Annotated in this window: 29 protein-coding genes and 1 pseudogene; 21 read left to right on the forward strand and 9 right to left on the reverse strand. The window is 37.4% G+C overall.

Annotated features, from left to right (window positions below):
* Window positions 1–61: 61 nt before the first annotated feature.
* Window positions 62–616: a hypothetical protein gene (locus tag L6W14_RS10320; protein WP_131520294.1), complete on the forward strand. Its 555-nt coding sequence runs from the start codon at window positions 62–64 to the stop codon at window positions 614–616.
* Window positions 617–621: 5 nt separating this feature from the next.
* Here L6W14_RS10320 and L6W14_RS10325 read toward each other — a convergent pair whose 3' ends face one another.
* A complete protein-coding gene (locus tag L6W14_RS10325) occupies window positions 622–765 on the reverse strand; it encodes a hypothetical protein (RefSeq protein WP_237900703.1) in 144 nt (47 codons plus the stop codon).
* 83 nt (window positions 766–848) lie between these two features.
* On the opposite strand from L6W14_RS10325, the gene L6W14_RS10330 reads away from it, so the two are divergent.
* The 4 genes and pseudogenes from L6W14_RS10330 to L6W14_RS23180 form a co-directional block, all read left to right on the forward strand.
* Window positions 849–1,430, forward strand: coding sequence for a group-specific protein (locus L6W14_RS10330; RefSeq protein WP_237900705.1), 582 nt, complete (start codon window positions 849–851; stop codon window positions 1,428–1,430).
* 592 nt (window positions 1,431–2,022) lie between these two features.
* Window positions 2,023–2,436 (forward strand): GNAT family N-acetyltransferase, encoded by a 414-nt coding sequence (locus tag L6W14_RS10335; RefSeq protein ID WP_131520291.1) that lies wholly within the window; start codon window positions 2,023–2,025, stop codon window positions 2,434–2,436.
* Window positions 2,437–2,557: 121 nt separating this feature from the next.
* Window positions 2,558–3,214, forward strand: coding sequence for a DUF2306 domain-containing protein (locus L6W14_RS10340; protein WP_131520290.1), 657 nt, complete (start codon window positions 2,558–2,560; stop codon window positions 3,212–3,214).
* A gap of 501 nt (window positions 3,215–3,715) precedes the next feature.
* Window positions 3,716–4,450, forward strand: a pseudogene (locus L6W14_RS23180) (hypothetical protein); the annotation flags it as partial.
* Window positions 4,451–4,891: 441 nt separating this feature from the next.
* Here L6W14_RS23180 and L6W14_RS10350 read toward each other — a convergent pair.
* Window positions 4,892–5,590, reverse strand: a complete 699-nt coding sequence (locus L6W14_RS10350) for a DUF421 domain-containing protein (RefSeq protein WP_237900709.1) — start codon at window positions 5,588–5,590, stop codon at window positions 4,892–4,894.
* A gap of 160 nt (window positions 5,591–5,750) precedes the next feature.
* Here L6W14_RS10350 and L6W14_RS10355 point away from each other — a divergent pair, with 160 nt between their 5' ends.
* Window positions 5,751–6,770: a serine hydrolase domain-containing protein gene (locus tag L6W14_RS10355; RefSeq protein ID WP_237900711.1), complete on the forward strand. Its 1,020-nt coding sequence runs from the start codon at window positions 5,751–5,753 to the stop codon at window positions 6,768–6,770.
* 52 nt (window positions 6,771–6,822) lie between these two features.
* On the opposite strand, the gene L6W14_RS10360 is transcribed toward L6W14_RS10355, so the two are convergent.
* On the reverse strand, window positions 6,823–7,500 hold the full coding sequence (locus L6W14_RS10360) for a hypothetical protein (protein ID WP_227744877.1): 678 nt from the start codon (window positions 7,498–7,500) through the stop codon (window positions 6,823–6,825).
* Between the two features lie 135 nt (window positions 7,501–7,635).
* Here L6W14_RS10360 and L6W14_RS10365 point away from each other — a divergent pair, with 135 nt between their 5' ends.
* The gene (locus L6W14_RS10365; RefSeq protein WP_131520286.1) at window positions 7,636–8,109 is read left to right on the forward strand and encodes a hypothetical protein; all 474 of its coding nucleotides are present in this window, start codon (window positions 7,636–7,638) and stop codon (window positions 8,107–8,109) included.
* 20 nt (window positions 8,110–8,129) lie between these two features.
* On the opposite strand, the gene L6W14_RS10370 is transcribed toward L6W14_RS10365, so the two are convergent.
* On the reverse strand, window positions 8,130–8,327 hold the full coding sequence (locus L6W14_RS10370; RefSeq protein ID WP_131520285.1) for a hypothetical protein: 198 nt from the start codon (window positions 8,325–8,327) through the stop codon (window positions 8,130–8,132).
* A gap of 341 nt (window positions 8,328–8,668) precedes the next feature.
* Window positions 8,669–8,974 (reverse strand): hypothetical protein, encoded by a 306-nt coding sequence (locus L6W14_RS10375; RefSeq protein WP_237900713.1) that lies wholly within the window; start codon window positions 8,972–8,974, stop codon window positions 8,669–8,671.
* Between the two features lie 282 nt (window positions 8,975–9,256).
* Here L6W14_RS10375 and L6W14_RS10380 point away from each other — a divergent pair, with 282 nt between their 5' ends.
* The gene (locus L6W14_RS10380; protein WP_237900715.1) at window positions 9,257–9,781 is read left to right on the forward strand and encodes a GNAT family N-acetyltransferase; all 525 of its coding nucleotides are present in this window, start codon (window positions 9,257–9,259) and stop codon (window positions 9,779–9,781) included.
* A gap of 35 nt (window positions 9,782–9,816) precedes the next feature.
* On the opposite strand, the gene L6W14_RS10385 is transcribed toward L6W14_RS10380, so the two are convergent.
* The gene (locus L6W14_RS10385) at window positions 9,817–10,974 is read right to left on the reverse strand and encodes a Ger(x)C family spore germination protein (RefSeq protein ID WP_131520283.1); all 1,158 of its coding nucleotides are present in this window, start codon (window positions 10,972–10,974) and stop codon (window positions 9,817–9,819) included.
* Between the two features lie 155 nt (window positions 10,975–11,129).
* Between L6W14_RS10385 and L6W14_RS10390 the strand changes: the two genes are divergently transcribed.
* A complete protein-coding gene (locus L6W14_RS10390; protein WP_237900717.1) occupies window positions 11,130–11,924 on the forward strand; it encodes a PhzF family phenazine biosynthesis protein in 795 nt (264 codons plus the stop codon).
* A gap of 281 nt (window positions 11,925–12,205) precedes the next feature.
* Here the strand turns inward: L6W14_RS10390 and L6W14_RS10395 are convergent, their stop codons facing one another.
* Window positions 12,206–13,585: an MATE family efflux transporter gene (locus tag L6W14_RS10395; RefSeq protein WP_237900719.1), complete on the reverse strand. Its 1,380-nt coding sequence runs from the start codon at window positions 13,583–13,585 to the stop codon at window positions 12,206–12,208.
* 17 nt (window positions 13,586–13,602) lie between these two features.
* Window positions 13,603–14,082 (reverse strand): DUF6530 family protein, encoded by a 480-nt coding sequence (locus L6W14_RS10400; protein ID WP_016994140.1) that lies wholly within the window; start codon window positions 14,080–14,082, stop codon window positions 13,603–13,605.
* Between the two features lie 243 nt (window positions 14,083–14,325).
* Here L6W14_RS10400 and L6W14_RS10405 point away from each other — a divergent pair, with 243 nt between their 5' ends.
* The 10 genes from L6W14_RS10405 (at window position 14,326) to L6W14_RS10450 (ending at window position 24,908) form a co-directional block, all read left to right on the forward strand.
* Window positions 14,326–15,957 carry a diguanylate cyclase gene (locus L6W14_RS10405; protein ID WP_131520281.1) on the forward strand — a complete coding sequence of 544 codons (1,632 nt, stop codon included), beginning with the start codon at window positions 14,326–14,328 and terminating at the stop codon, window positions 15,955–15,957.
* A 23-nt stretch (window positions 15,958–15,980) separates the two neighbouring features.
* On the forward strand, window positions 15,981–16,343 hold the full coding sequence (locus L6W14_RS10410) for a response regulator transcription factor (RefSeq protein WP_048392951.1): 363 nt from the start codon (window positions 15,981–15,983) through the stop codon (window positions 16,341–16,343).
* Window positions 16,336–19,131 (forward strand): ATP-binding protein, encoded by a 2,796-nt coding sequence (locus L6W14_RS10415; protein ID WP_237900721.1) that lies wholly within the window; start codon window positions 16,336–16,338, stop codon window positions 19,129–19,131. The genes L6W14_RS10410 and L6W14_RS10415 overlap by 8 nt, the downstream gene beginning before the upstream one ends.
* A gap of 680 nt (window positions 19,132–19,811) precedes the next feature.
* Window positions 19,812–21,497 (forward strand): methyl-accepting chemotaxis protein, encoded by a 1,686-nt coding sequence (locus L6W14_RS10420; RefSeq protein WP_131520279.1) that lies wholly within the window; start codon window positions 19,812–19,814, stop codon window positions 21,495–21,497.
* Between the two features lie 204 nt (window positions 21,498–21,701).
* Window positions 21,702–22,040, forward strand: coding sequence for a hypothetical protein (locus L6W14_RS10425; RefSeq protein ID WP_237900723.1), 339 nt, complete (start codon window positions 21,702–21,704; stop codon window positions 22,038–22,040).
* 19 nt (window positions 22,041–22,059) lie between these two features.
* Complete coding sequence (locus L6W14_RS10430) at window positions 22,060–22,653, forward strand: histidine phosphatase family protein (protein WP_237900725.1); 594 nt, start codon at window positions 22,060–22,062, stop codon at window positions 22,651–22,653.
* A gap of 240 nt (window positions 22,654–22,893) precedes the next feature.
* Complete coding sequence (locus L6W14_RS10435; RefSeq protein WP_237900727.1) at window positions 22,894–23,037, forward strand: hypothetical protein; 144 nt, start codon at window positions 22,894–22,896, stop codon at window positions 23,035–23,037.
* A 428-nt stretch (window positions 23,038–23,465) separates the two neighbouring features.
* Window positions 23,466–24,002: a TlpA family protein disulfide reductase gene (locus L6W14_RS10440; RefSeq protein ID WP_131520276.1), complete on the forward strand. Its 537-nt coding sequence runs from the start codon at window positions 23,466–23,468 to the stop codon at window positions 24,000–24,002.
* Between the two features lie 97 nt (window positions 24,003–24,099).
* Entirely contained in the window at window positions 24,100–24,438 is a 339-nt protein-coding gene (locus L6W14_RS10445) for a hypothetical protein (protein WP_131520275.1), read from the forward strand.
* Window positions 24,439–24,683: 245 nt separating this feature from the next.
* Entirely contained in the window at window positions 24,684–24,908 is a 225-nt protein-coding gene (locus L6W14_RS10450) for a hypothetical protein (RefSeq protein ID WP_131520274.1), read from the forward strand.
* Between the two features lie 50 nt (window positions 24,909–24,958).
* On the opposite strand, the gene L6W14_RS10455 is transcribed toward L6W14_RS10450, so the two are convergent.
* Window positions 24,959–25,471 (reverse strand): GNAT family N-acetyltransferase, encoded by a 513-nt coding sequence (locus L6W14_RS10455; RefSeq protein WP_237900961.1) that lies wholly within the window; start codon window positions 25,469–25,471, stop codon window positions 24,959–24,961.
* 415 nt (window positions 25,472–25,886) lie between these two features.
* Between L6W14_RS10455 and L6W14_RS10460 the strand changes: the two genes are divergently transcribed.
* Window positions 25,887–26,102: a hypothetical protein gene (locus tag L6W14_RS10460; RefSeq protein WP_237900729.1), complete on the forward strand. Its 216-nt coding sequence runs from the start codon at window positions 25,887–25,889 to the stop codon at window positions 26,100–26,102.
* 31 nt (window positions 26,103–26,133) lie between these two features.
* Window positions 26,134–26,328 (forward strand): hypothetical protein, encoded by a 195-nt coding sequence (locus L6W14_RS10465; RefSeq protein WP_237900731.1) that lies wholly within the window; start codon window positions 26,134–26,136, stop codon window positions 26,326–26,328.
* Window position 26,329: the final 1 nt, after the last annotated feature.

A 26,329-nucleotide genomic window follows, 5' to 3' on the forward strand; every position in this document is an offset into this window, starting at 1 on the left:
GTCAGCATAATTCTGATTCTGTAGGTTAACCTATACCTAAATAGGTTAGAGGAGCGGTAAAATGAACAAGCGTATTCTTATTGGACTAGCTTTATTTACGTATGTTTCCCCTTTTAATTTGGTTTCTGCAAAGGACAGTGATGCGCCACAACCTCTTGAAGAATTTCTTCCTGAAATCGGCTATAAAACAGTTGAAATAGCCGTAAAAGAGTTCGAATACCACTATAATAAAGAGCTGAAGCTACCCCTACGAGTACCGCCAATCAGCTTTACGCATCACTTTGGAAGGTTTAGTGATTTAGACGGAGAAATGAATGATCAGCTGGAGGTGGTAATGATCAGTGATCAATTGCCACAAAATCATTTCAAAATCAAGGTTCGACCAGTTCAGCATAAAATGTCATTTGAAAAATATAAAACAGATGTATTTAAGTTGAAAAATGGCAGTGAGGCAGCCTATATTGAAAATCCACGAATTGGTTTTCATTTACTTGTATTTGAAAGAGACAATTGGCAATATGTCTTTAGTATTGATCGAGATGTGGCAGATCAAGTAACGGCTGAAGTCTTGATTGATATTGCTAATTCAATTGATTATCCAAAGCAAAAGTATTAGCCCCTCTAATTTTTATTCTTACCTTTCAGCTCTTCTCGTAATTTCTTTAGTTCCTCCGTTTGCTCCAAAATAGTATTGTTAACTCGTCTAATCGAATCATATATAGCAAAAATCCCCGCAAAAATAAGAATGATAACTAATAATTCCATCTTGCACCTACTTTCTATTTATACAATGATTGTAACAGGAATTTCTAAATGTTCGAAGAATTAGATAGGTGGAGGTGCTTGTCATGCAGAGATATGTTTATCATATGGTTCCAAGGGAAATGGTGGGTCTTGAGCTCATGCCTTTAAATAGGTTAGGGGCAATGTATCCACATTTATATGAACGATATTCGAAAAAATATTTTGATCATCCAGAGAGGCCGAAATTATTCATGAAAGAAATTCCTCACTTAAATTGCTTGTGGAATGATGTTGTTCATTTCCTACCAATCCATCCTAGTCATCTATATAAGGCTTTAACAGAGCTTGGTATTGCATCGAGAGAAAGCCTAATGTTTTATCAAATTCCAATCCAAAAACTAGCGGCAAATCGTAATGCGATGTACCTGTATTCCAAGGAACACTATAAAGGGCCAGCAGGGGCAATTGCTGCAGAGGATATAAAACTACTGTCGTTACCTGATTATAGAGAACTAGAACAGCTACCATCAGCAACAGTAGACTATTTCCAAACGGAGAAAGAAAAAGGGAAGAACTTTGGGCTTTTTGCGTATATTCCCCATCTCTTGAGCTTAGGCAATGTCAACGTAGACGAGGCGAAAATTATTTCATGGAATCAACATAATCCTAGTATCAATACTAATTGAAGTGGGAAAAAAATAGGGTTTGCCGAATAGCAGGCTACCCTTTTTTGTCGCAAATTGAATAGCGGTGGAAAAACGATACACCCCTCTTCTGGAAAACTTATTAAACCTTCATAATTAATCATAAAAGGATTCTTTCAATGGCGCAAACACGCCTTCTGTCTCCAGCTCATTAGCTATTGTTCCTAGTAAACTTTTGAAAAACGAGTTGAAGCAAATAGACAATCAATCGAAATATAAGTAGATAGAAAAAGGCCTCAATAAAGCTTGTTGCTAGTATTATTACATAACGACCGAAATCTTCTAACTCATGAAAAGTATAAGTTTGTATGTGCCAATCAAAAAACAATGCTTTGTAACTCGTCCCCACAAAGATAGGGATGAAAAGTAACCAATAAAAGCGAGGTAAACTAAATTTATAGCCTTTAGCCAGCAAGGTACTCCCTCCCCATTTTTTTAGCCATCATAACATAAAAGAAAATATTTTAGTATATTATGGAAGTATTAAATGATAATTCGAATACGTTATTTACAATTATAGTAATTTAAAGGTATTATTAGTAAGTTGAGACGATGTCCAGAAAGGTAGAAGTCCATGAAAATGATCCATTCAAGCAAGATACATCCCGAAGTGAAAACATTATTATCCTATGCCACATCCGAAAAGAAAGTGGAGAAGGAATACTCATTGTACATTGCATGTCCAGAAAGAGTATTGTATGGCTATACCTTTGCACAAGACACTATCGGTTGTATTGGGATTGTTAAAAGAGAGGCAAATCAATGTGAAATTAAACATATAGCCGTATCGCCTGCTTATCGTGGAAAAGGCATTGGACGTGAGATGATTCGGTATGTAGAAGAACATCATGCTTTTTCTTCCATTTATGCAGAAACTGATCAAGAAGCCGTACTGTTTTATAAAAATATTGGCTTTCATATTACAAGTTTAGGAGAAAAATACCCTGGAGTGGAGCGTTTTGGCTGTCTATTAACCTTCACTACATAGCGGTTAAATTCGTTGTGCTGTCGATAAACGTCCACTTATGTGCTTTTTACGCCCTCTTATTTGTCTGTAGTAAAAGATAGGAAATTTGAATGGTACGATAACATAGAAAGGAGCTATAAAAATGAAACAAAAATTGTGGTGGATTGTATGGGGCTTGGCATTGTTCATAGCAGGCTATTCGGTTGTTCAATATTTACTATTCGATGCACGGCAGGCGGGATTTGTTCAATTAAAGCTTATGCTTAGTGCAACATTGAGTTCATTTTGGTATATCATGCTCTATATACATATTGTATTCGGTATATTAGCACTAGTCATCGGTCCTTTTACGTTGTCATCAAAGTTACGAGAGAAAAATGTGAAACGCCATAGACTACTAGGCAATATCTATATGGTTAGTATTTTGTTTGGTGGCTTGGCAGGACTTTATTTAGCGCTGAACGCAACAGGGGGATGGGTAGCACAGCTAGGCTTTGCTTTATTATCTATAGGGTGGCTCTTCACCATGTTTCAAGCGCTGGTCCATATTAAAAAAAGAAATATCCAAGGCCATCAGAAATGGATGCTAAGAAATTATGCATTAACCTTTGCAGCTGTCACATTGCGAATTTGGCTCCCTTTGTTTACGGTAGTATTTGGCTTTGATAATTTTGAGTATAGTTATGCCTCTATCGCTTGGCTATGCTGGGTGCCAAATTTAATCGTGATGGAATGGTATATCCAGCAGAAACTACCAAAATTTGAAAATTACCAAAAAATGGTAAAGACAAATGGATAATGTTGAAATATATTATTGAGCATTGGGTTCTATATGACCTAATGTTCTTTTTATTTTAAGATACATAGTTAATTCATTCTAATATTCTAGGTACATTAATTATCTCAATAAGTAGACTTATGAATATGATAAAAAGGGACAGGAGGTGAAGTCGCATTGAGGTTTAGTTACAATCGTAATTTTGATAATTTTAAATGTGATGCAAAATGTAATTATCCAATGAAATATAAATGTAATGAATTTGGGTGTAATGGCTACCCATATGTTTATGGTATTGAAGATCCAATCGGTGTAACAGGAGCTACAGGAGCTACTGGTGCTACAGGAGCACAAGGTCCCCCAGGAGCACCAGGACCTCAAGGAGTAGCAGGAGTAACGGGAGCAACGGGTCCACAGGGAGAAATGGGTCTCCAAGGAGTAACGGGAGCAACAGGTCCACAGGGAGAAATGGGTCTCCAAGGAGTAGCAGGAGTAACGGGAGCAACAGGTCCACAGGGAGAAATGGGTCTCCAAGGAGTAGCAGGAGTAACGGGAGCAACGGGTCCACAGGGAGAAATGGGTCTCCAAGGAGTAGCGGGAGTAACGGGAGCAACAGGTCCACAGGGAGAAATGGGTCTCCAAGGGGTAGCAGGAGTAACGGGAGCAACGGGTCCACAGGGAGAAATAGGACCTCAAGGAGTAGCAGGAGTAACGGGAGCAACGGGTCCACAGGGAGAAATGGGTCTCCAAGGAGTAGCAGGAGTAACGGGAGCAACGGGTCCACAGGGAGAAATGGGTCTCCAAGGAGTAGCAGGAGTAACGGGTCCACAGGGAATAATAGGGGCCACTGGACTTCGAGGACTTGCGGGAATAACAGGAGCAACAGGAGAACGGGGACTAGCAGGAATCACAGGGGCAACAGGAGCCCAAGGCGTAGCAGGAAATACAGGAGCAACTGGTTCACAGGGAATAACAGGGGCAACAGGAGCCCAAGGCGTAACAGGAAGTACAGGAGCAACTGGTTCACAGGGAATAACAGGGGCAACAGGAGCCCAAGGAGTAACAGGAAGTACAGGAGCAACTGGTTCACAGGGGATAACAGGGGCAACAGGAGCCCAAGGAGTAACGGGAAGTACAGGAGCAACGGGTCCACAGGGAATAACAGGGGCGACAGGAGTCCAAGGAGTAACAGGAAGCACAGGAGCGACTGGCGCAAGAGGGACTACTGGTGTTACTGGAACAACAGGTCCAAGTGGTTCAGGTTTGATGGAAGTTTTCCTCTCTACAGATCAATCAGTTGGTAATAATGATTTTCTTGGTACTGGTAATTCGTCAGCTTCATTCGTGAGAAGTTCAATTGTGATTCCTGAAAATGCTACAATTAGAAGCTTAACATTGAATATTCGCGACCATGCTCTCATCGCAGGTCAAACCGCTTCAGCACAAATATTTATCAGCACAAATTGCGGATTTACTAGCGTTGCTACAGGTATCATTGCGAGCGTATCAGGACCAAATTCATCTACAACACCCAATTGTTGTGCAAAAGTGATTGCAAATTACCCAGTTAATAGTTGTACACTTCTCTCTGTACAAGTAAGTACAACGGGAGGAGCATTTTCAAACGGTGTTTCAGCAACGATACTTTTTAATACAGTTTAATTACGCGTTTTAATTTGTGAGTTTTTTGAGGGAAAGTTAATAAGGAAAGATATGCAATTTATTATTCTGGTTGATTGTTGCTAATAGGACATCCTTTACATCAATGTTATAAGTTGAAAGTTGGTCTTTTAACCAACTCTCGGTTAGCGTTGTTTTATTCAACTCATGGTAATCAATTTTTCCCTCTTTAATAAGAACGGTGGGAAGAAAAAAAGGATTAGCTTGTACATTTATATCTGCTCGTGTTGGTGTTTGGTAGGGTGTATGCAAAAAACTAGAGATCGATCCGTCTGGTTCCCATAACGCGAGTGCTACATTTTGAATTTCTTCAATTTTTTCCTTTCTTAACTCTGATAAAAGTAAATCCACAGATATTCTAGCCTTTTGTAAGTTGGCGCTAATAATTTGCCCATTTTTAATCAGGGGAATCGGCGGGGAGTCTATTAAATGACGAAAGGCAACCCATTTTAGGCTCAAAAAAACACCGATGAGGTAGAGCGCAACTAAAACGGCCATGGTAATCATGGAACCCTTCATTCCTAACCCTTCATCAGATAAGGGATGTGCGATAATATTCCCAAGTGTGATAGCCATTGCAAAATCCAGCATTCTTAACTGAGAAATAGAGCGCTGTCCCATAATTTTTGTTGCGAAAAGTAGGAAGAAAAAAGCGACAATGGCTCGGAGAATCCATTGAATAGCAGTAAGTGATTCTTGACTATGAAAAAATGCCACAGCGACACATCCTCTTTTTTCTTATTGTTTCCTTCCGTTACATGATTATGCGGATCTTCAGGATTGAAACGAAATAGACTTGTAAAAATATGTTCAAAACGATATTGTTAAAATAAAAAAGCTATTATTTAGTAATTTTAAGAAAATCAGGAGAATATCTATGCAATCAAAATTACAAAATATTCTTATCGACATACAAGAGAAGGTTAATTTTTCAGGAACGGTGCTAGTAGAAAATCAGGAAAAGATTGCCTTAGTCAGCCAAAGTTTTGGCTATGCGAATCGCTCAGAACAAATCGACAATCATACCAAAACTCGTTTTGGCATTGCCTCTGGCTGTAAAATTTTTACTGCAGTCGCTATTTGTCAGCTTATTGAAAAAGAGAAGCTAGCATTTGACACGAAATTATGCGATTGTCTGCCTCAACTATTTAAGCACTTCGATGAGCAAGTAACCATCGCTCATCTGCTAACACATACGTCAGGAATACCCGATTATTTTGATGAGGAAGAAATGGAGAATTTTGAAGTGTTATGGGTTGAAAATCCGATGTACCAGCTTCGAACATTGCGAGATTTCTTACCATTATTTCAGAATCGTCCAATGAAGTATAAAGTTGGTGAGCGATTTCACTATAATAATGCAGGATATATTGTATTAGGGTTAATTGTAGAGCATGCAACTGGTATGGATTTTTCCGCTTACATTCAACAACATCTTTTCGATCGGGTGAATATGACGGAATCAGGCTATTTTTCGTTAGATTCTTTGCCAGCTAATACAGCATTAGGGTACATAGACAACCCAGATGGAACTTGGAAAACAAATATCTATTCTTTACCTGTAAAAGGGGGTTCTGATGGGGGAGCATTCGTAACAGGGAAGGATATGGCAAAGTTCTGGAGTGCACTTATGAATTTCGAACTTTTAAATGAAGAGTTAACGAATCAACTGTTAATGCCTCATGTCGAACTGAATGAAAATGATTGTTATGGCTATGGTGTATGGATTAAGAAGAATAGTGAACAAGCAATACTGAAATACCATGTGATGGGGTATGATCCTGGCGTGTGCTTCCATTCAGCCTATTATCCTGCTTCTTCCATCAAAGTTGTCGTATGTTCCAATAAATCTAAGGGCGCTCTTGATATGATGAAAGGAATAGAGGCTATCCTATAATAGGATAAGGCTTGTCTGTGAAAAAGATTACAGGCAAGCCTATTGCTAGTTATTAAGTAATGCCACCATGGATATTACAATAATACTCGATCTCAATAATATGAGGTGAGGATACACCATTATATGAATAGTAGCCACCGATTGCAATATTGTAAGCACTGCCTTGATCTTTAATGGAAGGGTCATACCCCGTTTGCGTCCAGTAGCCTTTACCCTGTTCAATTTTAGAAGACAAGGAATGCATAACCGAAAATAACTGTCTTCCACCAGAAATGTTCATGCTTAGTTGGGTGTCAAATGAACTATCCACACGAATGATTGTTCGATGTGCCCCCATATGTAATTCAACGAATTTTGGTACTTTAACGGGAGAAAAAACTTCCTTATTATCGGCCACGACATAAGAAGTGTCTATTCTGCCTTTTAACATGTCTTCAAAATCTTTTAATTCAAGCCAATAATTTGCTGAAAATGTTGTAATGGGATCTAGCTTAAAGCCTGTACCATACTCTTCATTTAGTTTATTGACAATAGTCGAATATTCTTTATAGTAGTATTCTTTCTGTGGTAGCGTTAAAACTAATGGAACAGGTGCCATGACAGATTCCGTTGTTATTATTTGTTTATCTACTGATGTAGATAGTGGTGAGGCTGCTTTGTCATCCTTTTCACAGCCTGTCAGGAAGATGGCTCCTACTACAATGCTTGTCACCAAATATCTTTTCAACACCTTCACCTCCCAAAAAATGAATAAAATCTATTATAACATACATAAATATTTATAATTTCATTTATTTGGTAAAATTATAGTTTCGTAGTATATTCTAGAGGGAACGACGATTTAGCAAGTGTAAGGGGCGGTATAGTGGCAATTTTAAAAGATGATTCAAGTGATCCGAGCTGTGAGGTAGAGCTAGATATTTTAATGGTGAACAGGGAGAGTGTAAAGTTTCGTATTGAATTTCGCTTTGGGCCAGCTTTCCCAGCAATAAATACGGAGATTTATTGTTTAAAAAGAGATTTCCTTCAATTATTAGAAGACATAACACAATTGGAGCCTGCTTATTTGAGTATGCTGGAGCCGCATGATCCTGGTCTATGCATCTATCATATCCCTCATTATGGAGAATATTTTTTTCCTGGATACGGTATCTTTCAAATTCCTGAAGAGGAGAGGGAGGAAGCAGAGCCTCGTTATAAATTAATATTTGTACTAGATGCTTATGAGAAGAATCATCATGGTGCAAGAGAATGTGGACCTGCATTATGTATTATTGTGACGATGGAACAAATCCGAGTGTTCATTACCACTTTGCGAGAACAAGTAAAGAAATTTTAAAGTAAAAGGTGATACAACGGTCATTCATTCTCTTCTACAACGATGCTATAGGATAGGTTGAGACGATCACATACCCAATTTTTAAATAGATGATCAATTTGTTTTTTTATTTCATCGCTAGGTAATTGCTCATTCATCCCTAATTGTTCAAACGAAAATGTTTCCTGAATTTGATCGGTATATTTCGTATTAAAGGTAAACGTAATGAGTTTAGACACGTTGATTTTCCTCCGTTTTCTAGTGTGTACATTTATGAGCCAATTATTAGAAATTGAATGTCGTTGATATTTGTAAATAAATTTTTTATCTTTGGGTAAAAAGAATAGAAAATGCTGCCGTCATATTTAGTATATCTAATTGGCTTGCAGGGCCCTTGAATTTTTTCTGTCTAGCTCAAATAGCATTGTTTTCTTTAGGTGTAAGATCTCGTTCAGAAATATTTTTTCCTCCTCTCCAATTCATTGTTTGTCAAAAGGTAATGTAACAAGTATGAAATTTATAAAGTATTTTTGTTAAAATTTAGTATAAACTTTTGTGCATGTAGGTGCAATAGTTACCATTAAGGGGCAGTATACTTCTGTTTTCTTCGCTTCTTTTGCTTATAGGTAAGATAAGAAGTTTTTAAGGAGGCATAACTTCCAATTGCTGCATAGCCATAAAACCAGCCCATGAATAGTCCTGCAAGAAGATTATGTCGGTAGCTGATGAAAATAGAAATGAATAAGCCGACAACTAGTGCAATGGTTGGAACCCAAAAAGGCTTTATATGACACATTTTCTTAATGAGTTGGGTAATCATCATAACTACAGGGACTGCAACGACGGCATCCCAAAAATTTGTATGTATGAGTGGAAAGTGTTCCATTCTGCTCACCTCTCATTGACTATTTTGAACTTATTGTGGACATATAGGGAAATTTTATACAGTAGTGTAGTGTGCAATCATTGGGGATTTGTAGAGAGAGTGTATAGATAGCTCTGGTAGACTTACTCTGTCGGGATGCACAAGCAAACTAACACGCACAAAAAGGCAGGGCAACTAGCCTTGTCCTTTTAACAAAGTGGCATCAAATGGAAATAGAGATTGCAATAGCTAGTTGACAAATGTAAAATTTGATTAATAAATCTACAATAAAAGAGGTATATGATGTTTCCAATTTTACATACTGAACGATTAGTGTTAAGGGAATTGACGAGTTCTGATGGACAAGCTCTTCTTGCGTGCTTTTCGAATCCTGAAGTTTTGCGCCATTATGGTCAACAACCTTTAACGAGCTTAGTTCAAGTGCAGCAAATCATTCAAAATTTCGCCAACAATTTTGCCGAAAAACGTGGCATTAAATGGGGCATTGCATTAAAGGATCAAGAAGGAATTATTGGTACAATTGGCTTTCAAGAGTGGTCAATAGAGCATCGAAGAGCGGAAATCAGCTACGCCCTTTTTCCTGAAAATTGGGGAAAAGGCTATGCTCAGGAAGCTGTCAAACGAGCTATTTCCTATGGTTTTGAAGAAATGGATTTAGTACGTATTGGAGCCATTGTATTTAAAGAAAATGAAGCTTCCAATCTACTATTGCAAAAAATAGGCTTCGAACAAGAAGGCTTATTAAAAAAATATATGCATCAACATAATGTGTCCCATGATACTTATATATACGCACTTATAAAATAATAGGGAGACCAGATTCCTATAATAAGGACATCTGGTCATTTTTTTATTGTTTCTGTAAAAGTTTTTCGACCTGGATTGATTTTGGCTACATCCACATCAATTTTACTAATCGAATCCTCTGATAATGGGATTTTTCCATCTTTCTCAAGCTTTTTCCAAGCCTTGACGTTATCGCGGTAGAGATATTCTGACAATCGATAGATATCCACATCTAATTTTAGGCCTTCTTTAAAGGTTTCCTGGATTTCCTTTTTCACTTCTTTTACAATAAGCTCTTTCAGCTCCTGCTCGGTTACTTTTCCTTTAAAACCATTGATGGTCGCATTGATTCTCAATTTGACTTCAAATGTAACAGCCTCTTGTTTGACAAATGGTTCCACATCGACATGTATTTTCTCAATACTGACCGTTAGTTCTTCCTGGTCACTTGTGTTTAATTGAAAGGTAATCTCCCCACGATTTGTATAGTTATGCATCCATTGACTGCCGCGAGCCGCAGTGTCTTGCACGAACCCCTTAAAGCCATCTTTCGATAGGACACCAACCCCTGAAAAATAGGTTTCCTCAACTTGCTCCTCATCTGTTTCCCAATCGTCTTTAATGGACACATAAGGAATTGTTACTTCATGACTTGGTTCATTTAAGCCAATGACAACATCTCTTAAGTCTTTTGGTTCAATAAATGTTTCTTGTTCTGTTGGGTTGATTGGGTTACTTAATTTTGATGAGGATAACGAATTTCTTAAGATAGGTGTGACAAGCAGTATGTCTTCTACTGGGTTTTTTGTACAATACACCCAAATTTGATACCTAGTATCGCGAAAGCGTATGAATGTATCGATGACAGGAATAATGCGTTCATTTTCCATAGCCTGCTCTGAAAAGACCATATATCGCATATGCCCCCAAAAAATTTCTTGATCCGAGGAGCGATATAATTTGTAAATGGCCTCTTCTACTGTTTTACCAGTGGCACGTCCTACTTCAGCAGGCGCCACCGTTGCGCTAGGTTGTATAGATTTCGCGACATCAGCGAAATTAATCACTTGTAAATAGACAATATACTCGTCGTTTTCATAGTCTACACCTACTGCATTTATATAGTACATTCTTTGCGGCTCTGTAATATCCCAGCATCCAGCGAGTAAGGTCGTCAATCCGATGATCATTATAAATTTGAAATAAGTTTTCATGGTTTCTCCACTCGAATTGCTCTTCGGTTGTATTTTATAGTGTTAGCTTAGACAAAAGATGGCTTTTTTATAAAGTGCTAGCTGAGGAAATGGGACTTGGAAAATTATATCCAATAAGACGATTTTTAGGTATGATGAGGTAAGGAGGGAAGAACGTGACTAGTATTTCATATTGTCTAATTAATACATTTACGAATGAACTATATAAAGGGAATCCTGCAGCAATATGTCTATTAGATGAAGAAGTTTCTGAGGAGGCCATGCAAAAAATTGCACAGGAGATACCTGTCCCGACAACAGCCTTTATTGAAAAAAAACAGGTTGATTTTTCGCTGAAATGGTTTTCACCAAATAGGGAAATACCCATTTGTGGTCATGGCACCCTTGCTAGTGCCTTTGTGCTTTGGCAGCAAGGAATTGTGCCAAAGGAGCACACAATTACATTTCATACAGCAAGTGGTCCTTTACATGCCAAGTGGCAACATGATCGAGTGGAAATCGCCATCAAAACGTATCCAATTGCTGAAATGGAATGTCCTTCAGCATTGGAGGAATGGTTAGGATGTAAGCCCATCTTTGTAGGGAGGACCGAATTGGATTATATCGTGGAAGTAGGCAATGAAAGCCTAATTGCACAGTTTAAACCTGACTTTTCTGCGATGAAGCAGTTTCCTGTTCGAGGTATATGCCTAACTAGTCAATCGAAGGAAGTAGGTATTGATATCGTATCTCGCTTTTTTTCTCCAGCACAAGGCATTGATGAGGATCATGTAAATGGATCAAGTCATGGCGCACTAGCTCCTTATTGGTGTGAGAAATTATCTAAACAACAGCTTGTCAGCAAGCAGCTTTCTAAACGTGGAGGTGTAATCTATGTGACCCCTCATCACAACAAGGTATTAATTGCAGGCGCAGCAGTTACAGTATTGCATGGGAAATTAAACATCTAGATACGGTTTAGAAGGAGATTTGTATTCAAAGTAAACAGTTCGTTTTCTATATTTTTTCCTTATTTTGGTAATTGCTATGATTGCGAAAAGCGAGAGAAAAATTTGAAATTTGTTGTAACCTTTTTCAATGGTAAACGACTACTCTATTAGTAGAATACAAATTAAACTAAAGCAAGTAGTAACATTCACTTTTCACAAAATGACCAGGGCTCAATTTTGAGTGCCTGGTTATTTTGTTGTCATAATAAAAGGAGGGCACGCACATATGGCATGCCCTCTGTTTATTCGCTCAGCATAGCTTTTAATGTTCGTTTTTGCCAGCCTAGCTTGAAGTATGCGTATTGCATAATGAAATGGACGCAGAAGGTGATTGGATAGGCTAACCAAACACCATTTAGTTCTAGTGACGTATGGTGAGATAGTAGAAACGCTAATGGTACCTGCACAACCCAAATCGTAATGACTAAGAAGATGGTTGGCCATAATACGACACCAGTGGCACGCATTGTAGCAGAAACAGTTTGTGTGTGTCCGAAAATTAAATAGCTCCAAAAGGCGATGTATAAATAATTCTTGGCAATAAGTACAGTCTCATGTGAATCAATAAAGAAAGCCAAAATAGGCTCTGCAAACAGATACATAATGAGTATGATCGCGCCACCTAGAAGATAATTAATGCGCACACCCATTTGTCGGATTTTTTTAATCATCTCTGTAGAATTAGCCCCTAACGCCTGTGCTACAAAGACAGATGTTGCAATGGCAATACTCATTGCTGGGACTTGTGCATAGCTAGCTACCTGATTGACAACGCCATAAGCGGCAGTAGCATCCGAACCATAGCCATTCACAAAGCCAATAACGGCAATTTCGGCTACTGAAATGGCAACCATGCTAATACTGGCTGGAATGGCTAGCTTTAATAAGGACGTTAAAATATCTTTCTTTAATTTAAAATGCTGTAAGATTGTTTTATCAAAACGTAGTAAATGCTTTGTCTTATGCAAATAGGCTAACAACAGAATCATTGTCACCAGGTTTGATAACACAGAAGCATAGGCAGCCCCATTTAAGCCGAACGCAGGCAACCCCAACCATCCGAATACTAAAGGGGGGAGGAAGGCGATATTTAACACAACACTAATTACTAAGAATAGAAAAGGTGTTTTGGAATCGCCGACTCCTCGCATAAAGGTTGTATACACCAAATACCAAAACATAATTGGTAACGTGAAGAAAAGTATTTGGGCATAACTAATACTCATGTCTAAAATATTCGCAGGTGTCTGCATAAAACGTAAAATCCATTCGATGAAAAAGCCACCAAAAATCGCGACAGCGATGGATAAAATAGTTGTAAAGGCGAGTGTTACACCAACAACCTCTTTCATTTTGGCATGATTACCAGCCCCAAATGTTTGCCCGACTAAAATAGAGCTTCCTGAACCAATGCCAATTGCAAAGGCCATTAAAAAGAAGAAAAATGGAAAAAATGCCGAAATGGCTGCTAGGGCATCGACCCCTAAATTGCGTCCGACGATAAACATAGCAAAAACTTGGCCAACAGATTGCAGCACATTCGCTAGCATCACGGGAATTAAGAAATTAAAAAAAGCTTTGCGTAGCTGTTGATCATCCTGTAACATTTGTTCGTTCATCATTAAGTTCCTCTTGAGTTTTAATAACCCATTTCTTTTAAGATTCTTGATAGTGTGCGTAGGCGTTCACCAATGAGCTCACCATCATTATTAAGTGCTTGCTGAAAAAGCTGAATATCCTCTTTAATCTGTTCATTTTCTGTGCAAACTTCCACTGTCATGGCATCTCCCTGTAGGCCTACACGATTAATTACAGGGTTTTCTTCATCATATAAATGCTCATGACGATAAGCCTCCTTAAAATAAAGTTCCGTTTCACACACTAAAATAGCGAGATCAAGTACGCGGTGTAGGGGAAGTTCTTCTGATTGGCGAGACCACTTGCCACCTGTATGCCGCCAAACCTTCGCAGAAATATCAACCTTTCCTCGATCATTCCATTGTGCCAGACCAAGGGAAAGCCCTTGTGCATCTGTTTGATAAGCTGTGCGCCCATCAATATTGGCATAATTTTCTGCCACGATGACAGGTTTATGTTTTAAATGTGTTGGAATTTTCATGTATCCGTACTCCTTATCATTTCGAATTTAGTAATTTAGTAAATTACTGCTTTAGTAAATTTAGCATTAAACGCTTCTATAAGTCAATCGAAAAGGGCAAAGTTTGAACCCTTTCTTTTAAGACCAGCTAAAGATGGGCTTAGAGTAAGGGATTCATTACAATAAACGTTCAAAATCTGCCGTGGTTTTTACAAAATAGTAAGTTATAATTTATAGAAGTATGATTGATTGGAGAGAAATAGGATGGAAACAGCTAAATATCACCGAATGGTTTATACACGTATATGTGAAAATTTACAAAAATGGGCTAATAGTGACTTTGTTAGAGAAGACGAGCTCTATTCATTTTTACATACGTTAAAAGGCACCGCTGGATCAATCGGTTTACATGAATTAATGTCGATTGCTCATGAAAAGCTAGAGCTTTTGAATGAAGACAGCAACAAGCAATGGACCCAATCAGAATGGAAAAAGTTTCTTGCTCCATTTATTGAAAGCGTCCATTTTTATAAAGAAAATGATTCAATGACACAACATATGGAACATCCTACAACCATCATTAAAAATCCAGCAAAACAAGATTTTATTCTGATAATAGATGATGATGTTGTATTTATTTCCTATTTAAAAAATGTTTTAGAGAAAAAGGGCTACTCTGTCATTGCAGCTCATAATGGTAAACGAGGATTAGCGTTAATTTATGAATTGCAACCATCCATCGTATTTCTAGATATCATGCTTCCAGATTCTAATGGCTTTTCTATTTTAGACAATATTAAAAAGACGAAAAAAGAGCTCATGTTTGTGACAGTGATTAGTAGTAATGATTGTAAAGAAAATCGTATTCGCACATTGGAGATGGGTGCTATGGATTTTATGGCAAAGCCCATTGATGAAGAGGTATTAATCGCTTATGTTTCCAATCGCTTAGCCTATAAAAGAGAATTAGAACAGGCTATCGTCATTGACGAATTAACCCAAATTTATAATCGTAAATTTATGGAATCGCAAATGAAGCTTTTCATTAAACACCATCAGCAAAACAAAGAACATTTTTCAATTGCGATGATCGATTTAGATTATTTTAAAAAAGTAAATGATACATATGGTCACCTAGTGGGGGATGAGGTGCTCAAGGGTTTTGCTTCATTGGTGAAGGAGCTAAAAGGGGCTGACGAAATTGCTTGTCGCTATGGTGGAGAAGAATTTGTGATTTTAATGCCTCGTACAACTAAAAAAGAGGCATTTATTTTTATTGAAAAACTTCGTACCTCCATGGAGGTAAAAACATTCATAGCAAATGAAAATAAATTCCATGTTACATTTTCGAGTGGAATTACGGAAGCCACTTCTACCAATTTACATCCTAAAAAGATGCTAGAAGAGGCAGATCAAGCACTTTATACGGCCAAGCAACTAGGGAGAAATCAAACGATCATCTTTGATAACGTAGCTGCTGTGGAGAAAAGAAAGGTGAAAATCAAGGTCGTTGTCATTGATGATGTGTATATTATTCGTGATCTGATTACCAATCATTTTAAGCATTTGGAGGAAAAGGACGATTATAGGATTGAAACACTGGCATTTCCTGATGGCATTAGTTTTCTAGAATCCAATTGGTATGACCCTACATGCAAATACATTATCTTATTAGATTGGATATTGCCGAAAATGGACGGCATCGAGGTGCTGAGTAAGATAAGAGAGCAGCATGCTTCAAGTAATGTAATCGTCTCCATGCTAACTTCACGTGTGGGGGAAGAATACGTCATGAAGGCTTTCATTAATGGGGCGGATGATTATATTGTGAAGCCGTTTAATGTGGCTGAAGTATCAGAACGTATTGTTCGTTTAATTCATCAAATGTTTCTTTAATGGGAAAGGGAGAAAAAGACAGGATGGCTAGAATTTTAGTAGTAGATGATGAAGAAATATTACGCATGTTAATACGTGAAACATTAGAAGATTTAGAATTTGATATTGATGAGGCAGAGGATGGCGAAGAAGCCCTAAAAAAAATGATGGAAAGCTCCTATGATTTAATGATACTCGACTATATGATGCCGAATTTAACAGGAATTGAGGTGATCGAGCTTCTCCCACAAGAGATTAAAATGTCGATGCCTATTCTCATGCTGACAGCAAAATCACAGGAAAGTGATCGTCAAAAGGTATTTGATTTAGGGGCAGATTACTTTATGTCCAAACCGTTTAGTCCCATTAAGCTAATGAATCTGGTGGAGGACATCTTAAATGATTAAGTCGACACCCTTGCTGAATAAAAGTATACGCAGCCAATTCTTTAAAATGCTGCTTTTTCTAGTTGTTAGCTTTTTAATCATCATTGCTGCCTTTCTTGTCGTAGTCAATGCAAGTCAAAATGCCCTACAGCAGAAGAGAGAGCAAATGTATGAAAAATCAATGCTTGTGGATGAATTGGAAGAAAATTTTAATGGCATATTTTTTCGAGCAAGGGGCTACTATGCCTTTCAAAATGAGCAGGAATTAAAGCTATTGTATGAAAATTTGGAGAATTTCGAAGTTCTATTACAGCAGTTTTCGCAACTGGATTTAACGGAAGAAGAACGAGGGCTCTATAATGAGCTAGTTGATTTTCATTATAATTATAAAACAGTTACTCTCCCAAAAGGGTTAAGCTTTGCGAAGATGGGGGATTATGAGGCTTTGCGAGAGCTTTCGAATAGTGGCGCAAATGACCTTGTCAATAAATTTATTGCCTATACAAAATCCTATAAGAAAAAAACAGACCACTCCTTAAACCAAATTTTTAGCAAGACAGTGGAGCAGGGGCAATTATTTACTTTTATTTCGCTCATGATTAGCGGTCTCATTTTACTATTTGTTGGGGTCATTTTACGAAGAGTGCTGAATAATATGATTCGACCAATTGAACAATTAACACTTGCGACAAACGCTTTGGCGTCAGGGAAATCCATTGATTTAGGTAATCTTGTACAAAAGGAGGATGAGTTAGGCATTCTAGCGAACTCATTTCTTAAAATGATACTCTCCATTCAGGATAAGGAAGAGGTACTGACCACTCAAAATGAGGAGCTTTTAGCGCAGCAGGACGAGCTTCAAGAAAATCAACTACAATTACAAAATTCATTAAATTATTTAGAAAAGTATAATCAATTAAATCATGTACTAACCTTTACGTTAAATAAACAGAAACTAATCGATAATCTCCATAATTATTTAAACGACATTTATCAATATGATACGAGTGTGCTGTATTGGATGGAGGGTAATGTGTATGCAACAAAAGGCTTATCACATCAATCTGCTGCAGCCCTAGTTGATAATTTTGACATGGATAAACAAGCGCGATTAAAGCAGGAAAAATCCTTTGTTATTAAACGTCAATTAACAGCAAATGAAAAAGGAATTGCACAAGATTCTTATTATGCCTACGATTTGTATTCGTCCGTGTTTAATTCTAAACGAGAGCTAGTCGCTATTTTAATGGCGACACGAGAGGGGCATCCCCACAATGATCGGGATATAGATAGTTTAAACGGACTATTAAATCGTGTGTCCATCGCATTTGAACGTATTCTTATGTATGAAGAAGTAGAAAAATCGAGGACGTTAAATCAAACGATTATTGATAATGTCAACGAAGGAATCCAATTAGTTTCTGCTACAGGCGATACCGTTCTTATCAATAGAGCGCTATGTGGTATTGTCAACCTCCTTAACTTGACAACAGAAACAAGTATCCCTAAAAAGGATTGGCTCCAGCATTTCCAAAAATGTAGTGCCCAATCAGATGAATTAATTGAATTTTTAGAGGCATCTATTATGGAAAGTTTTGAGGATACACGAAAATACCGCTATTGTATGACGGCTGAACATGAAATCTTTGTCGAGGTATATGCAACCTGTCTTTTTGATGGACAGGAAAAAGTAGGCACAATTTTTGTGCATCGTGATATTACAAGAGAATATGAAGTAGATCAAATGAAATCCGAATTAGTGAGTACGGTAAGTCATGAACTGCGAACGCCTTTATCGAGCGTACTTGGCTTTACAGAGCTTCTGTTAACGAAAAATATAAAACCCGAACGACAAAATAAATATATCGATACAATTCATAGAGAAGCGGTGCGACTAACCAATCTTATAAATGACTTCTTGGATTTACAGCGAATGGAGTCAGGCAAGCAGCAATATAACATGGAGACACTACAATTAAATGAAATAGCTTTTGAAATTGTCAATCGCTTCCGACATGAGCAAAAGCATAATGTCCATCTAATTGATAGGGCAAGAGAGGTCCATGTCAATGCAGATCAAGATAGACTCGTTCAATTATTTATTAATTTAATAGGAAATGCGATTAAATTTTCTCCCCAAGGTGGGGATGTGGAAATTTTGTTAGAAAACAAAAATAATAAAATTCAAGTGAGCATAAAAGATGAGGGCATTGGCATATCTAAACAGGATATTGCTCAGTTGTTCCAAAAATTCAAACGAATCGATAATAGTTTAAGACGTAAAATAGGAGGCACTGGACTGGGTCTCTCCATTTGTAGAGAAATCATCTTAAAGCATGAAGGAGAAATATGGATAGAGTCGGAAGAGGGACAAGGTACTACTGTGTACTTTACTTTACCACTTGCAAATAACACTATCACCTTCGATGAAGAGGATGTAATGGAGGATAGCAAAGGCTTAAACATTATGATCGTCGAGGATGACTTAAGCTTAGCTCTATTGTTGTCTGAAGAGCTTAAAAGCAAGGGCTTTACCGTAATTCATCATCATGACCCAAAAAAAGCTTTTGAAGATACACTCAATACGCCTTTACTTGGTATTGTGATTGACATAATGCTTGGCGAAGAAATGAGCGGCTGGGATTTAGTCCATGCACTAAGAGAAAGAGAGCATACAAAAGAGATACCGATTATTATATCCTCAGCATTAGATGAGGTAAAAGAAATGGTGGACCAATTTCAAATTAAAAAATACTTAACCAAACCATACCCACCTGAAGAAATATCAAAACTGTTTGTAATAGGATAGCTGGATTCATTGTCCGTAGCATTAAATTGTAAATAAAATGTGAGTGCAGTAGCGCAACGATGAACAACTTATGATAAAGCTTATGTCATATTTAGCCTGTTAAATATTTTTTCTGTATATTATAGTAGTATAGAGTAAAGTGCAGACAGTCTTCTTATTAGAATGTCTCTGCTTCTATAATAGAAGTCTCTTAAAAAATAGTGAATAAGGCTCTTTCTCTACCAATAAAATAGAAAAATAAGTTTCCCATAAAACCAGGTATTGTTTAACAGTACCTGTTTTTTTTAGTAATCCAGTGTTAATTAAATTAATGTATAAAAATACATCTATTAAAAAAATTAATTTACACCCTTTCCAATTTAGGGGATTTGAAGTAAAATAATTCTTACAAAAATACTGCATGTTTATTTCTAAATTCCTAGGGATTATGTGTAAGTACCTGTTTTTTTAGAATGGTGGTGAAAAAATTATGAATAATAAAAGTTATAATAGTGATTTTTTGCGGAAAAGTAAAAATATCATAAATGGCATGTAAAAATAGTAAAAGAATGCATCACTGGTACATAGTAGCAAATAACGGCTTATTCCCTTGTTTGTTCATAGGGAAAGTATTACCAGATTAGTAAGTGTAAAAATTTTCATTTTAAGGTTTATTTTTGAATGAAAGAGGGGGGATCGTTATGAAGTTCAAATCATTGAGGACAAAAATCTTATTCGGATTTTTCATCATTCTAATAGGGATTATGATACAAAGTGGATATATTATTTATTCAAATATCCAAATGAATAAAGAGATTGAAGATATGGTGCATCGGGAGCTGGAATTGTCTATTGTCGATCAGCACTTAGCCAACTCTATTTCGGTGAGAATCGGTGCTGCCAGAGGATATGTATTAACAGGCAAGAAAGTATATAAAGATACATATGAAGAATATACAAAATTGTCTTTAGCAAACGAGGAAAAAGCTCGGCAAATACTTGAATCGCCAGAACTGGAGGTAGTTGCGGCAAGAGCAAAGGAATGGCGTCAATATGTGGAGGAAAATGTCTTTCCAATCTATGAAGGTGGCAATAAAGAATTAGCCGTTAATAACCTAATTAGTAAAGAGGATGAAATTAGGGCAGTACGTGAAGGCTTTGAAGCGCTGGCAAGCTCACGCGAGGAGTCGATTCGCCAGGCTGGACAAACATTAATAGAGAATAATGAACGTCTCAATACAATTAGTATTGGGGCATTTGGTATCGTTGTTTTATTAGCAATTGGAGCCGGTCTCACTTCGGCATTATCAATTTCTAGACCTGTTCAGCAAATTTCAGAACGAGTGAAGCTGATTGCGCAGGGTGATTTAAGCCATGAGATGCTAGCTATTAAGGCAAAAGATGAAATTGGAGAATTAAGTGCTTCCACCAATACGATGACTACGAGAATGAAGGACATGCTTCAGCGAATTCAAGATGTGTCCAATGAGGTAGCTGCACACAGTGAACAACTTCTACAATCCTCGATTGAAATTAAGTCAGGAACCGGGCAGGTAGCACTGACAATGAATGATATTGCAGAGGGAACAGAATCACAGGCAAATAATACGAGTGACCTATCCAATTTGATGAGTGATTTTGTCATTCGAATGAATGAGGCAAGTCAAAACGGTCAACACGTCCAGAGTAATTCCAATCATGTTCTTTCTCTAACAAATTCAGGTCAACATTTAATTAAAGCGTCTACCAATCAAATGACAAAGATTGATGCCATCGTCCATGATGCAGTTGATAAAGTAGAGGGATTAAATCATAAATCTCAGGATATCTCCAAGCTTGTCGTTGTCATAAATGATATTGCCAAACAAACGAATTTATTGGCACTCAATGCAGCAATTGAGGCGGCACGGGCAGGTGTGCAAGGTCAGGGCTTTGCCGTGGTGGCAGAAGAAGTCCGTAAATTGGCAGAGCAGGTGTCAGTGTCAGTTATCGATATTGAGCTCATCGTCGGGCAAATTATAGAGGAAACCAATGATGTCACAATTTCTTTAAAACGGAGCTATGAAGAGGTACAGCAAGGGACAGAACAAATCTCTCTCACGAGTCAAACATTTATCGAAATTGACCAGGCTGTAACAGAGATGGCCACAAACATTACGAGTGTCTCTCAAAACTTAAATCAGCTGGTAGAAAACTCTGTAAGAATAGATGAAGGCATTGAGGAAATTGCAGCGATATCTCAGGAATCTGCTGCAGGGGTGGAAGAAACCTCCGCAACGATGCAGCAAACTTCGAGTGCGATGGAGGAAATTTCGAATAGCTCCAATCAGCTTGCAAAAATGGCGGAAGAATTAAATAGCCAGGTAGGCCAGTTTAAGCTTAACTAAGCATGAACCCAGGACTCATCAAAATGGTGAGCCCTGGGTTCAGTTTTGGATACCGCATCTCATGGCTTAGATCAAACCAATAAACGGTTTCTCCTTTTGTATGACATGGGTTTTATAATTCACTCGTTTTGATAAATCCTCTTTAAAAGGGTATGATTGGTATCGTTGTAAGTTCAGATTTAGTGAAAAGGAGTCGACTCACACATGGAATGTGCATGTCCATCACAAATGACCGATCAGCTAAGAGTAGAAGGGGATATAGGGGCAGACCCAATTTGGTGTCATCGTTGTTTTTGTAATTTAAATATAGAGGATGTCCCACTATCAGCTCAATTAAAACACGAATTAGAAATATGGATTCGACAATATGGAGAATGGATTGATTGGAAGAATGACGGTATTTTTTCGTATGGAGTTGAATTAGAGGAACGATTTAATCAGCAAGGAATGCAGCTAACAGAACGGGTGAGAGCAGAGCTTGCCGATACATACAAGGTATTCTATAAGCCTTCAACTTTTGCGAGGAGATATGCGGATAAGTAATAAGGCGAGGGGGATCGCAATGGAAACAACCGTTTTAATGATTCGACATGCAGAATCACCATTTATCTTTGGAAAGGAACGGACAAGAGGCTTATCTAAAAAGGGTAAGGAAGATGCAAGTGCAATAACGACAGTGCTCCATTCATTTAACATAGATGTGATTGTTTCAAGTCCTTATACACGAGCTATTCAAACAATCCAAGGATTGGCTGATGATCACATGCTGGAGATACATATAATTGAAGGTTTAAGAGAAAAACAGTTAAAGGGAGCTTATCAACTTCCTACCGAAGAAATAGATGAAGCGATAAAAAAATCATTTCAAGACCTCGATTACTGTTTGGAGGGTGGTGAATCAAGCAGAAATGTCCAAAATCGAGCCATTCCAGAAATCATTCATCTATTAGAGAAATATGCAGGTCAAACAATCGTCATTGGTACACATGGTAATATTATGGCAATCATCTTCCATTATTTCGATACCCGTTATGGCTATGATTTTTGGAAAAATACATCTAAACCGGATATCTATCAACTCATTTTTGAAGGCGTACAACTAAATACAGTTCAAAGATTAAACGAGGAAAATACGTTTTGCAAATTTCCTTTATAAATGTGTAACCTTTGCCAAGCTGGCACGACTACTGTACTAGTAGAATACAAAACACTAAAGCAAACTAGTAGGTTTCACTTTTCACAAAAAGATCAGGGCTCCAATTTTTTGAGAACACCTGGTCTTTTTGTGTTCTGGCAACAAAGTGGAAGTAATGCTAAAATAAGAAAAAATTTTAGAATTTTCTTGAAATTTAATCAAAATCACGCATAGAAATTGAAAAAATGAAATCCCCCATCGATGGCAGGTGTAGTGTGGGGCGCAGCGATTTTACTTGTCTTTGTAGACGAAGCATTGCAGGCTTCTTCTCAACGGTATTTTTTTTATTGGCATGATTATAGGGCGTATGATTTGTTTAAAATGGACCAAAGTTATCGAGCGTAAAAAAGCTATGTTCATAAGTGGAGGTGCGCTGTTATCCGCTATTTTTACATTATTCTTTGCGGATTGGCTAATGTGGCCAATTAAAAAACATTCCACAGCAAACCATGATTCAAACAAGTGTCTCAAAGGAGAAATTACCAACGGTGTATACATCGTTGAATGTCATTGTGACAGGGGTATTCGGCCTTTCATCTTTAATGATGGGCATGTTGTCAGAATGGTATGGGATACGAGTTGTTTTTTTCCTTTCAGCTAGTATGCTATTTCTCGTAAGTGTAATTGCCTATAAAAATAAAACATCTTTCACGTAAGAAAGAGTAGCCCTTACTTTTAGAGTAGGGGCTATTTTTTATAAAAAGTTCATATCCTGTTAGTTGATAGTATGGTAAAATATACAAATATTTGTATATTTTAAAAGGAGAGTTAGTATGAATCGTAAAAAAATAAGTTTCATTATCTCTGCACTTATCATAGCAATCTTTATTGGTGTGGCATTAAAAAATGTTTTTTTCCAAGCATCTCTTACACCATCTATGACTGTTTTGGAGGATGGCACCAAACAAATTAATTATGAAACTGCTTTAACAAAGCTAGATCAATCCTCCACAACGTTTGAAGCATATAAGGGCAAAATAGTAGTAGTGAATTTTTGGGCGTCCTGGTGTGGACCTTGTCAACAGGAAGCACCGGAACTAGAGGCATTTTATCAACAAAAATCAAAGGATGTCGAGCTGCTAGCCATCAATGCCACAGCCTATGATAGCTATGCAAAGGCGGTAGCATTTAAGGATACCTATGATTTATCGTTTCCTATCTTTCTAGACGAAGAGGGAGTACTACAGAAAACGTTTGAAGTGATGAATTATCCTAGTACCTTTATCTTTGATGAAGAAGGGAAATTACAGCACAGCGTGAAAGGCGAGCTCACTCAACAACAATTAACACAATTAATTGATGATCTCTAAGAATATCTAAGTCTTAGACGATATATTGAGAAAAATGAAACTTTTCGCAAAATGATGCGTAGAAGTAGCTGAAGAAAAAAGGAAGGGGGCTCCTTTAATGCTACGGAAACACATGATTATTATCATCATTGCGTGGATTGTAGAAATATCGTTGACGTATTGGGTTGCCACAATATTCTCTGTGCGATTTATCGAAGTGATGTTTTTCACGGGCATTGCCTTTACCTTAGGAACGTTTTACTTTTCGAGTAGCGGTGGAGCGATGTCAAGGCTTTATACATCCCAAGTGAGTGCACAAACAGGGATCATTCATGAGCGAGAACGGTTCAAGGTTAAACTTGGGCCCGTATTTATAGCGTCACTGATATTTTTCCTTATTGGATTGGTATTCTTTATTTTACTTGTAACAGGCATTATTCCACCACAAAAGGTGTGAAAGTTATTGGCTTCCACCTGCAAAAAATCAAGATGGCTAGGTGCTCATTTTGATTTTTTTGCGTTGTATAGAATTTGTAGAGTGCTATATTATAAAATAGGCTTCGATAATTGTATTTTTACAATTATAAAGGAATAAAAAGGTAAATATTATACTATAATTACCCTTCGTTATTAGTAATTTGTCATGCGAAATATGTATATCTATGGAGGTATACAAGATGTTAAAGGAGCTATCAAACCGCAGTGCCCCAAAATCCAAACCAACAAAATAGAGAGATGAGTAGACACCAAGAACCTGACGTTCAGTATAATGCTATGCTAGAAATTCAAACAATGGAAAGTAGCATAAAAAGATACATAACAGTGCATGGTGATCACTTGAATGCAACTGAATATCATTCTTTACTGCAAATGATTAAGAGTTTAGAGGAATTGAAAACAGCGATTAAAGGGGTCTCATTAGATTAGGCAGATTCTTTTAAATTGGATGATCTGACAATACGGTTTGTCAGATCATCCTAAGAATTAATCCACCGGTAATAAGTAAAAGTGAAGTTTTGACCATTCATTTCAAATGATTCTCCGCTTCTATCCAATTGTTTAAAACCGTTTTTTTCTAATACTTTTTGAGAGGCTATATTGTTCGTTGTTGTTTGTGCCTCAATGATGAGCATGCCTTGCTGGCGCATAAGGTCTAATACTAATTGTAAGGCTGTATGGGCAACCCCTTTCCCACTAAATTCTTTTCCTACTCTATAACCGATATGGCCTAATCGTTGATCCTTATCAATATCGATTACATTGATTCTTCCTATAATTTCTTCATGTTCATTTTTTATTAGATAGAAATAGGAAAGCTGTTGTGCTTGTTCCTCTAAAAGCATGTCATTTTTTCTTATGAAATTTGGTAATTCGTAATAGTCATCCCCTCGACTTGGGACTGTTTTTTCAAAATAGGCCCTATTTTTAACCTCAAATGCATATAAGTTTTCAAAATCACCCTGTGTTAATTTTTCTAATCGAATTTTCATGGCATCTCCAATCAATTTTGGTTTTTCTTTCATTATACCTGTAGTCTAGGGCTAATATCATCTGTTTTTTGATTGTTCAGTTTTGTAGATGTGCGATTAGTACAATGGTTGCGTTCATGGAACGTACGTTAGTTATTATTGGAGCGTATCCAAGGAGGTGAAATAGGCAAAAGTGAATAATGTGTTTTTGGTATTGAGCGCATTGGGGTCAGGGATAGACATGAATACTGGTTTGCTTCTTTCAGACATCCACTTAAAAAGGACCGTCCTTAAAAAGACCTACTTCCTGTCGGGTTAAGTGAATTAGATAGTGAGCGGACAAGTAAATTAGTAGAGGCATTGAGTGATTTTTTAAGAGAGTCCAGTAATTTTCAAAATGTGGAAGCACTTGTTCCACTAGTTAAATGAACTTAGGTTGGTTCAAGCCTACCTCTATATTCAGCAGGAGCGTTTTGGCAAGCGTATTCAGATTGTATGGCAACTAGAGTCGGAGACAAATGTCTTCATTTCAGCACTGACTATCCAGCCATTAATTGAAAATGCATTAAAGCATGGAATGTTAAAGCGTTCTGACGGGGAACGATACATATTCGTATTATCAATTTTGATACCCATCTTGAAATTACCGTAACGGATAATGCGTTGGAATGGATGAAGAGCAATTGGCAAAACTACTACAGCCTAAAGAACGCTCATCCATCAGATGGCAACACCATTATGGTCAAGGTCTACGTATTACAAGCAAGCTTCACGAAGGAACGGTGGTTTCATTTTGTGGTAGTAGCAAAAAAACGTCTTCGTCATTAGATGCATTGCCTCCTGATGAGCAAAGCATCTTTTATTATTTGCAAGTTTGAA

It is taken from the genome of Lysinibacillus sp. ACHW1.5 (assembly GCF_022014815.1).
Taxonomy (GTDB): domain Bacteria; phylum Bacillota; class Bacilli; order Bacillales_A; family Planococcaceae; genus Lysinibacillus; species Lysinibacillus capsici.

Coding starts and splice junctions, on each gene's coding strand:
- L6W14_RS10415 (WP_237900721.1), top strand. CDS start 16,336: ATGATTAAGTCGACACCCTTGCTGAATAAAAGTATACGCAGCCAATTC.
- L6W14_RS10320 (WP_131520294.1), top strand. CDS start 62: ATGAACAAGCGTATTCTTATTGGACTAGCTTTATTTACGTATGTTTCC.
- L6W14_RS10410 (WP_048392951.1), top strand. CDS start 15,981: ATGGCTAGAATTTTAGTAGTAGATGATGAAGAAATATTACGCATGTTA.
- L6W14_RS10400 (WP_016994140.1), bottom strand. CDS start 14,082: ATGAAAATTCCAACACATTTAAAACATAAACCTGTCATCGTGGCAGAA.
- L6W14_RS10425 (WP_237900723.1), top strand. CDS start 21,702: ATGGAATGTGCATGTCCATCACAAATGACCGATCAGCTAAGAGTAGAA.
- L6W14_RS10455 (WP_237900961.1), bottom strand. CDS start 25,471: ATGAAAATTCGATTAGAAAAATTAACACAGGGTGATTTTGAAAACTTA.
- L6W14_RS10445 (WP_131520275.1), top strand. CDS start 24,100: ATGCTACGGAAACACATGATTATTATCATCATTGCGTGGATTGTAGAA.
- L6W14_RS10385 (WP_131520283.1), bottom strand. CDS start 10,974: ATGAAAACTTATTTCAAATTTATAATGATCATCGGATTGACGACCTTA.
- L6W14_RS10380 (WP_237900715.1), top strand. CDS start 9,257: ATGTTTCCAATTTTACATACTGAACGATTAGTGTTAAGGGAATTGACG.
- L6W14_RS10330 (WP_237900705.1), top strand. CDS start 849: ATGCAGAGATATGTTTATCATATGGTTCCAAGGGAAATGGTGGGTCTT.
- L6W14_RS10335 (WP_131520291.1), top strand. CDS start 2,023: ATGAAAATGATCCATTCAAGCAAGATACATCCCGAAGTGAAAACATTA.
- L6W14_RS10420 (WP_131520279.1), top strand. CDS start 19,812: ATGAAGTTCAAATCATTGAGGACAAAAATCTTATTCGGATTTTTCATC.
- L6W14_RS10340 (WP_131520290.1), top strand. CDS start 2,558: ATGAAACAAAAATTGTGGTGGATTGTATGGGGCTTGGCATTGTTCATA.
- L6W14_RS10325 (WP_237900703.1), bottom strand. CDS start 765: ATGGAATTATTAGTTATCATTCTTATTTTTGCGGGGATTTTTGCTATA.
- L6W14_RS10435 (WP_237900727.1), top strand. CDS start 22,894: ATGGCAGGTGTAGTGTGGGGCGCAGCGATTTTACTTGTCTTTGTAGAC.
- L6W14_RS10395 (WP_237900719.1), bottom strand. CDS start 13,585: ATGATGAACGAACAAATGTTACAGGATGATCAACAGCTACGCAAAGCT.
- L6W14_RS10430 (WP_237900725.1), top strand. CDS start 22,060: ATGGAAACAACCGTTTTAATGATTCGACATGCAGAATCACCATTTATC.
- L6W14_RS10440 (WP_131520276.1), top strand. CDS start 23,466: ATGAATCGTAAAAAAATAAGTTTCATTATCTCTGCACTTATCATAGCA.
- L6W14_RS10375 (WP_237900713.1), bottom strand. CDS start 8,974: ATGGAACACTTTCCACTCATACATACAAATTTTTGGGATGCCGTCGTT.
- L6W14_RS10405 (WP_131520281.1), top strand. CDS start 14,326: ATGGAAACAGCTAAATATCACCGAATGGTTTATACACGTATATGTGAA.
- L6W14_RS10355 (WP_237900711.1), top strand. CDS start 5,751: ATGCAATCAAAATTACAAAATATTCTTATCGACATACAAGAGAAGGTT.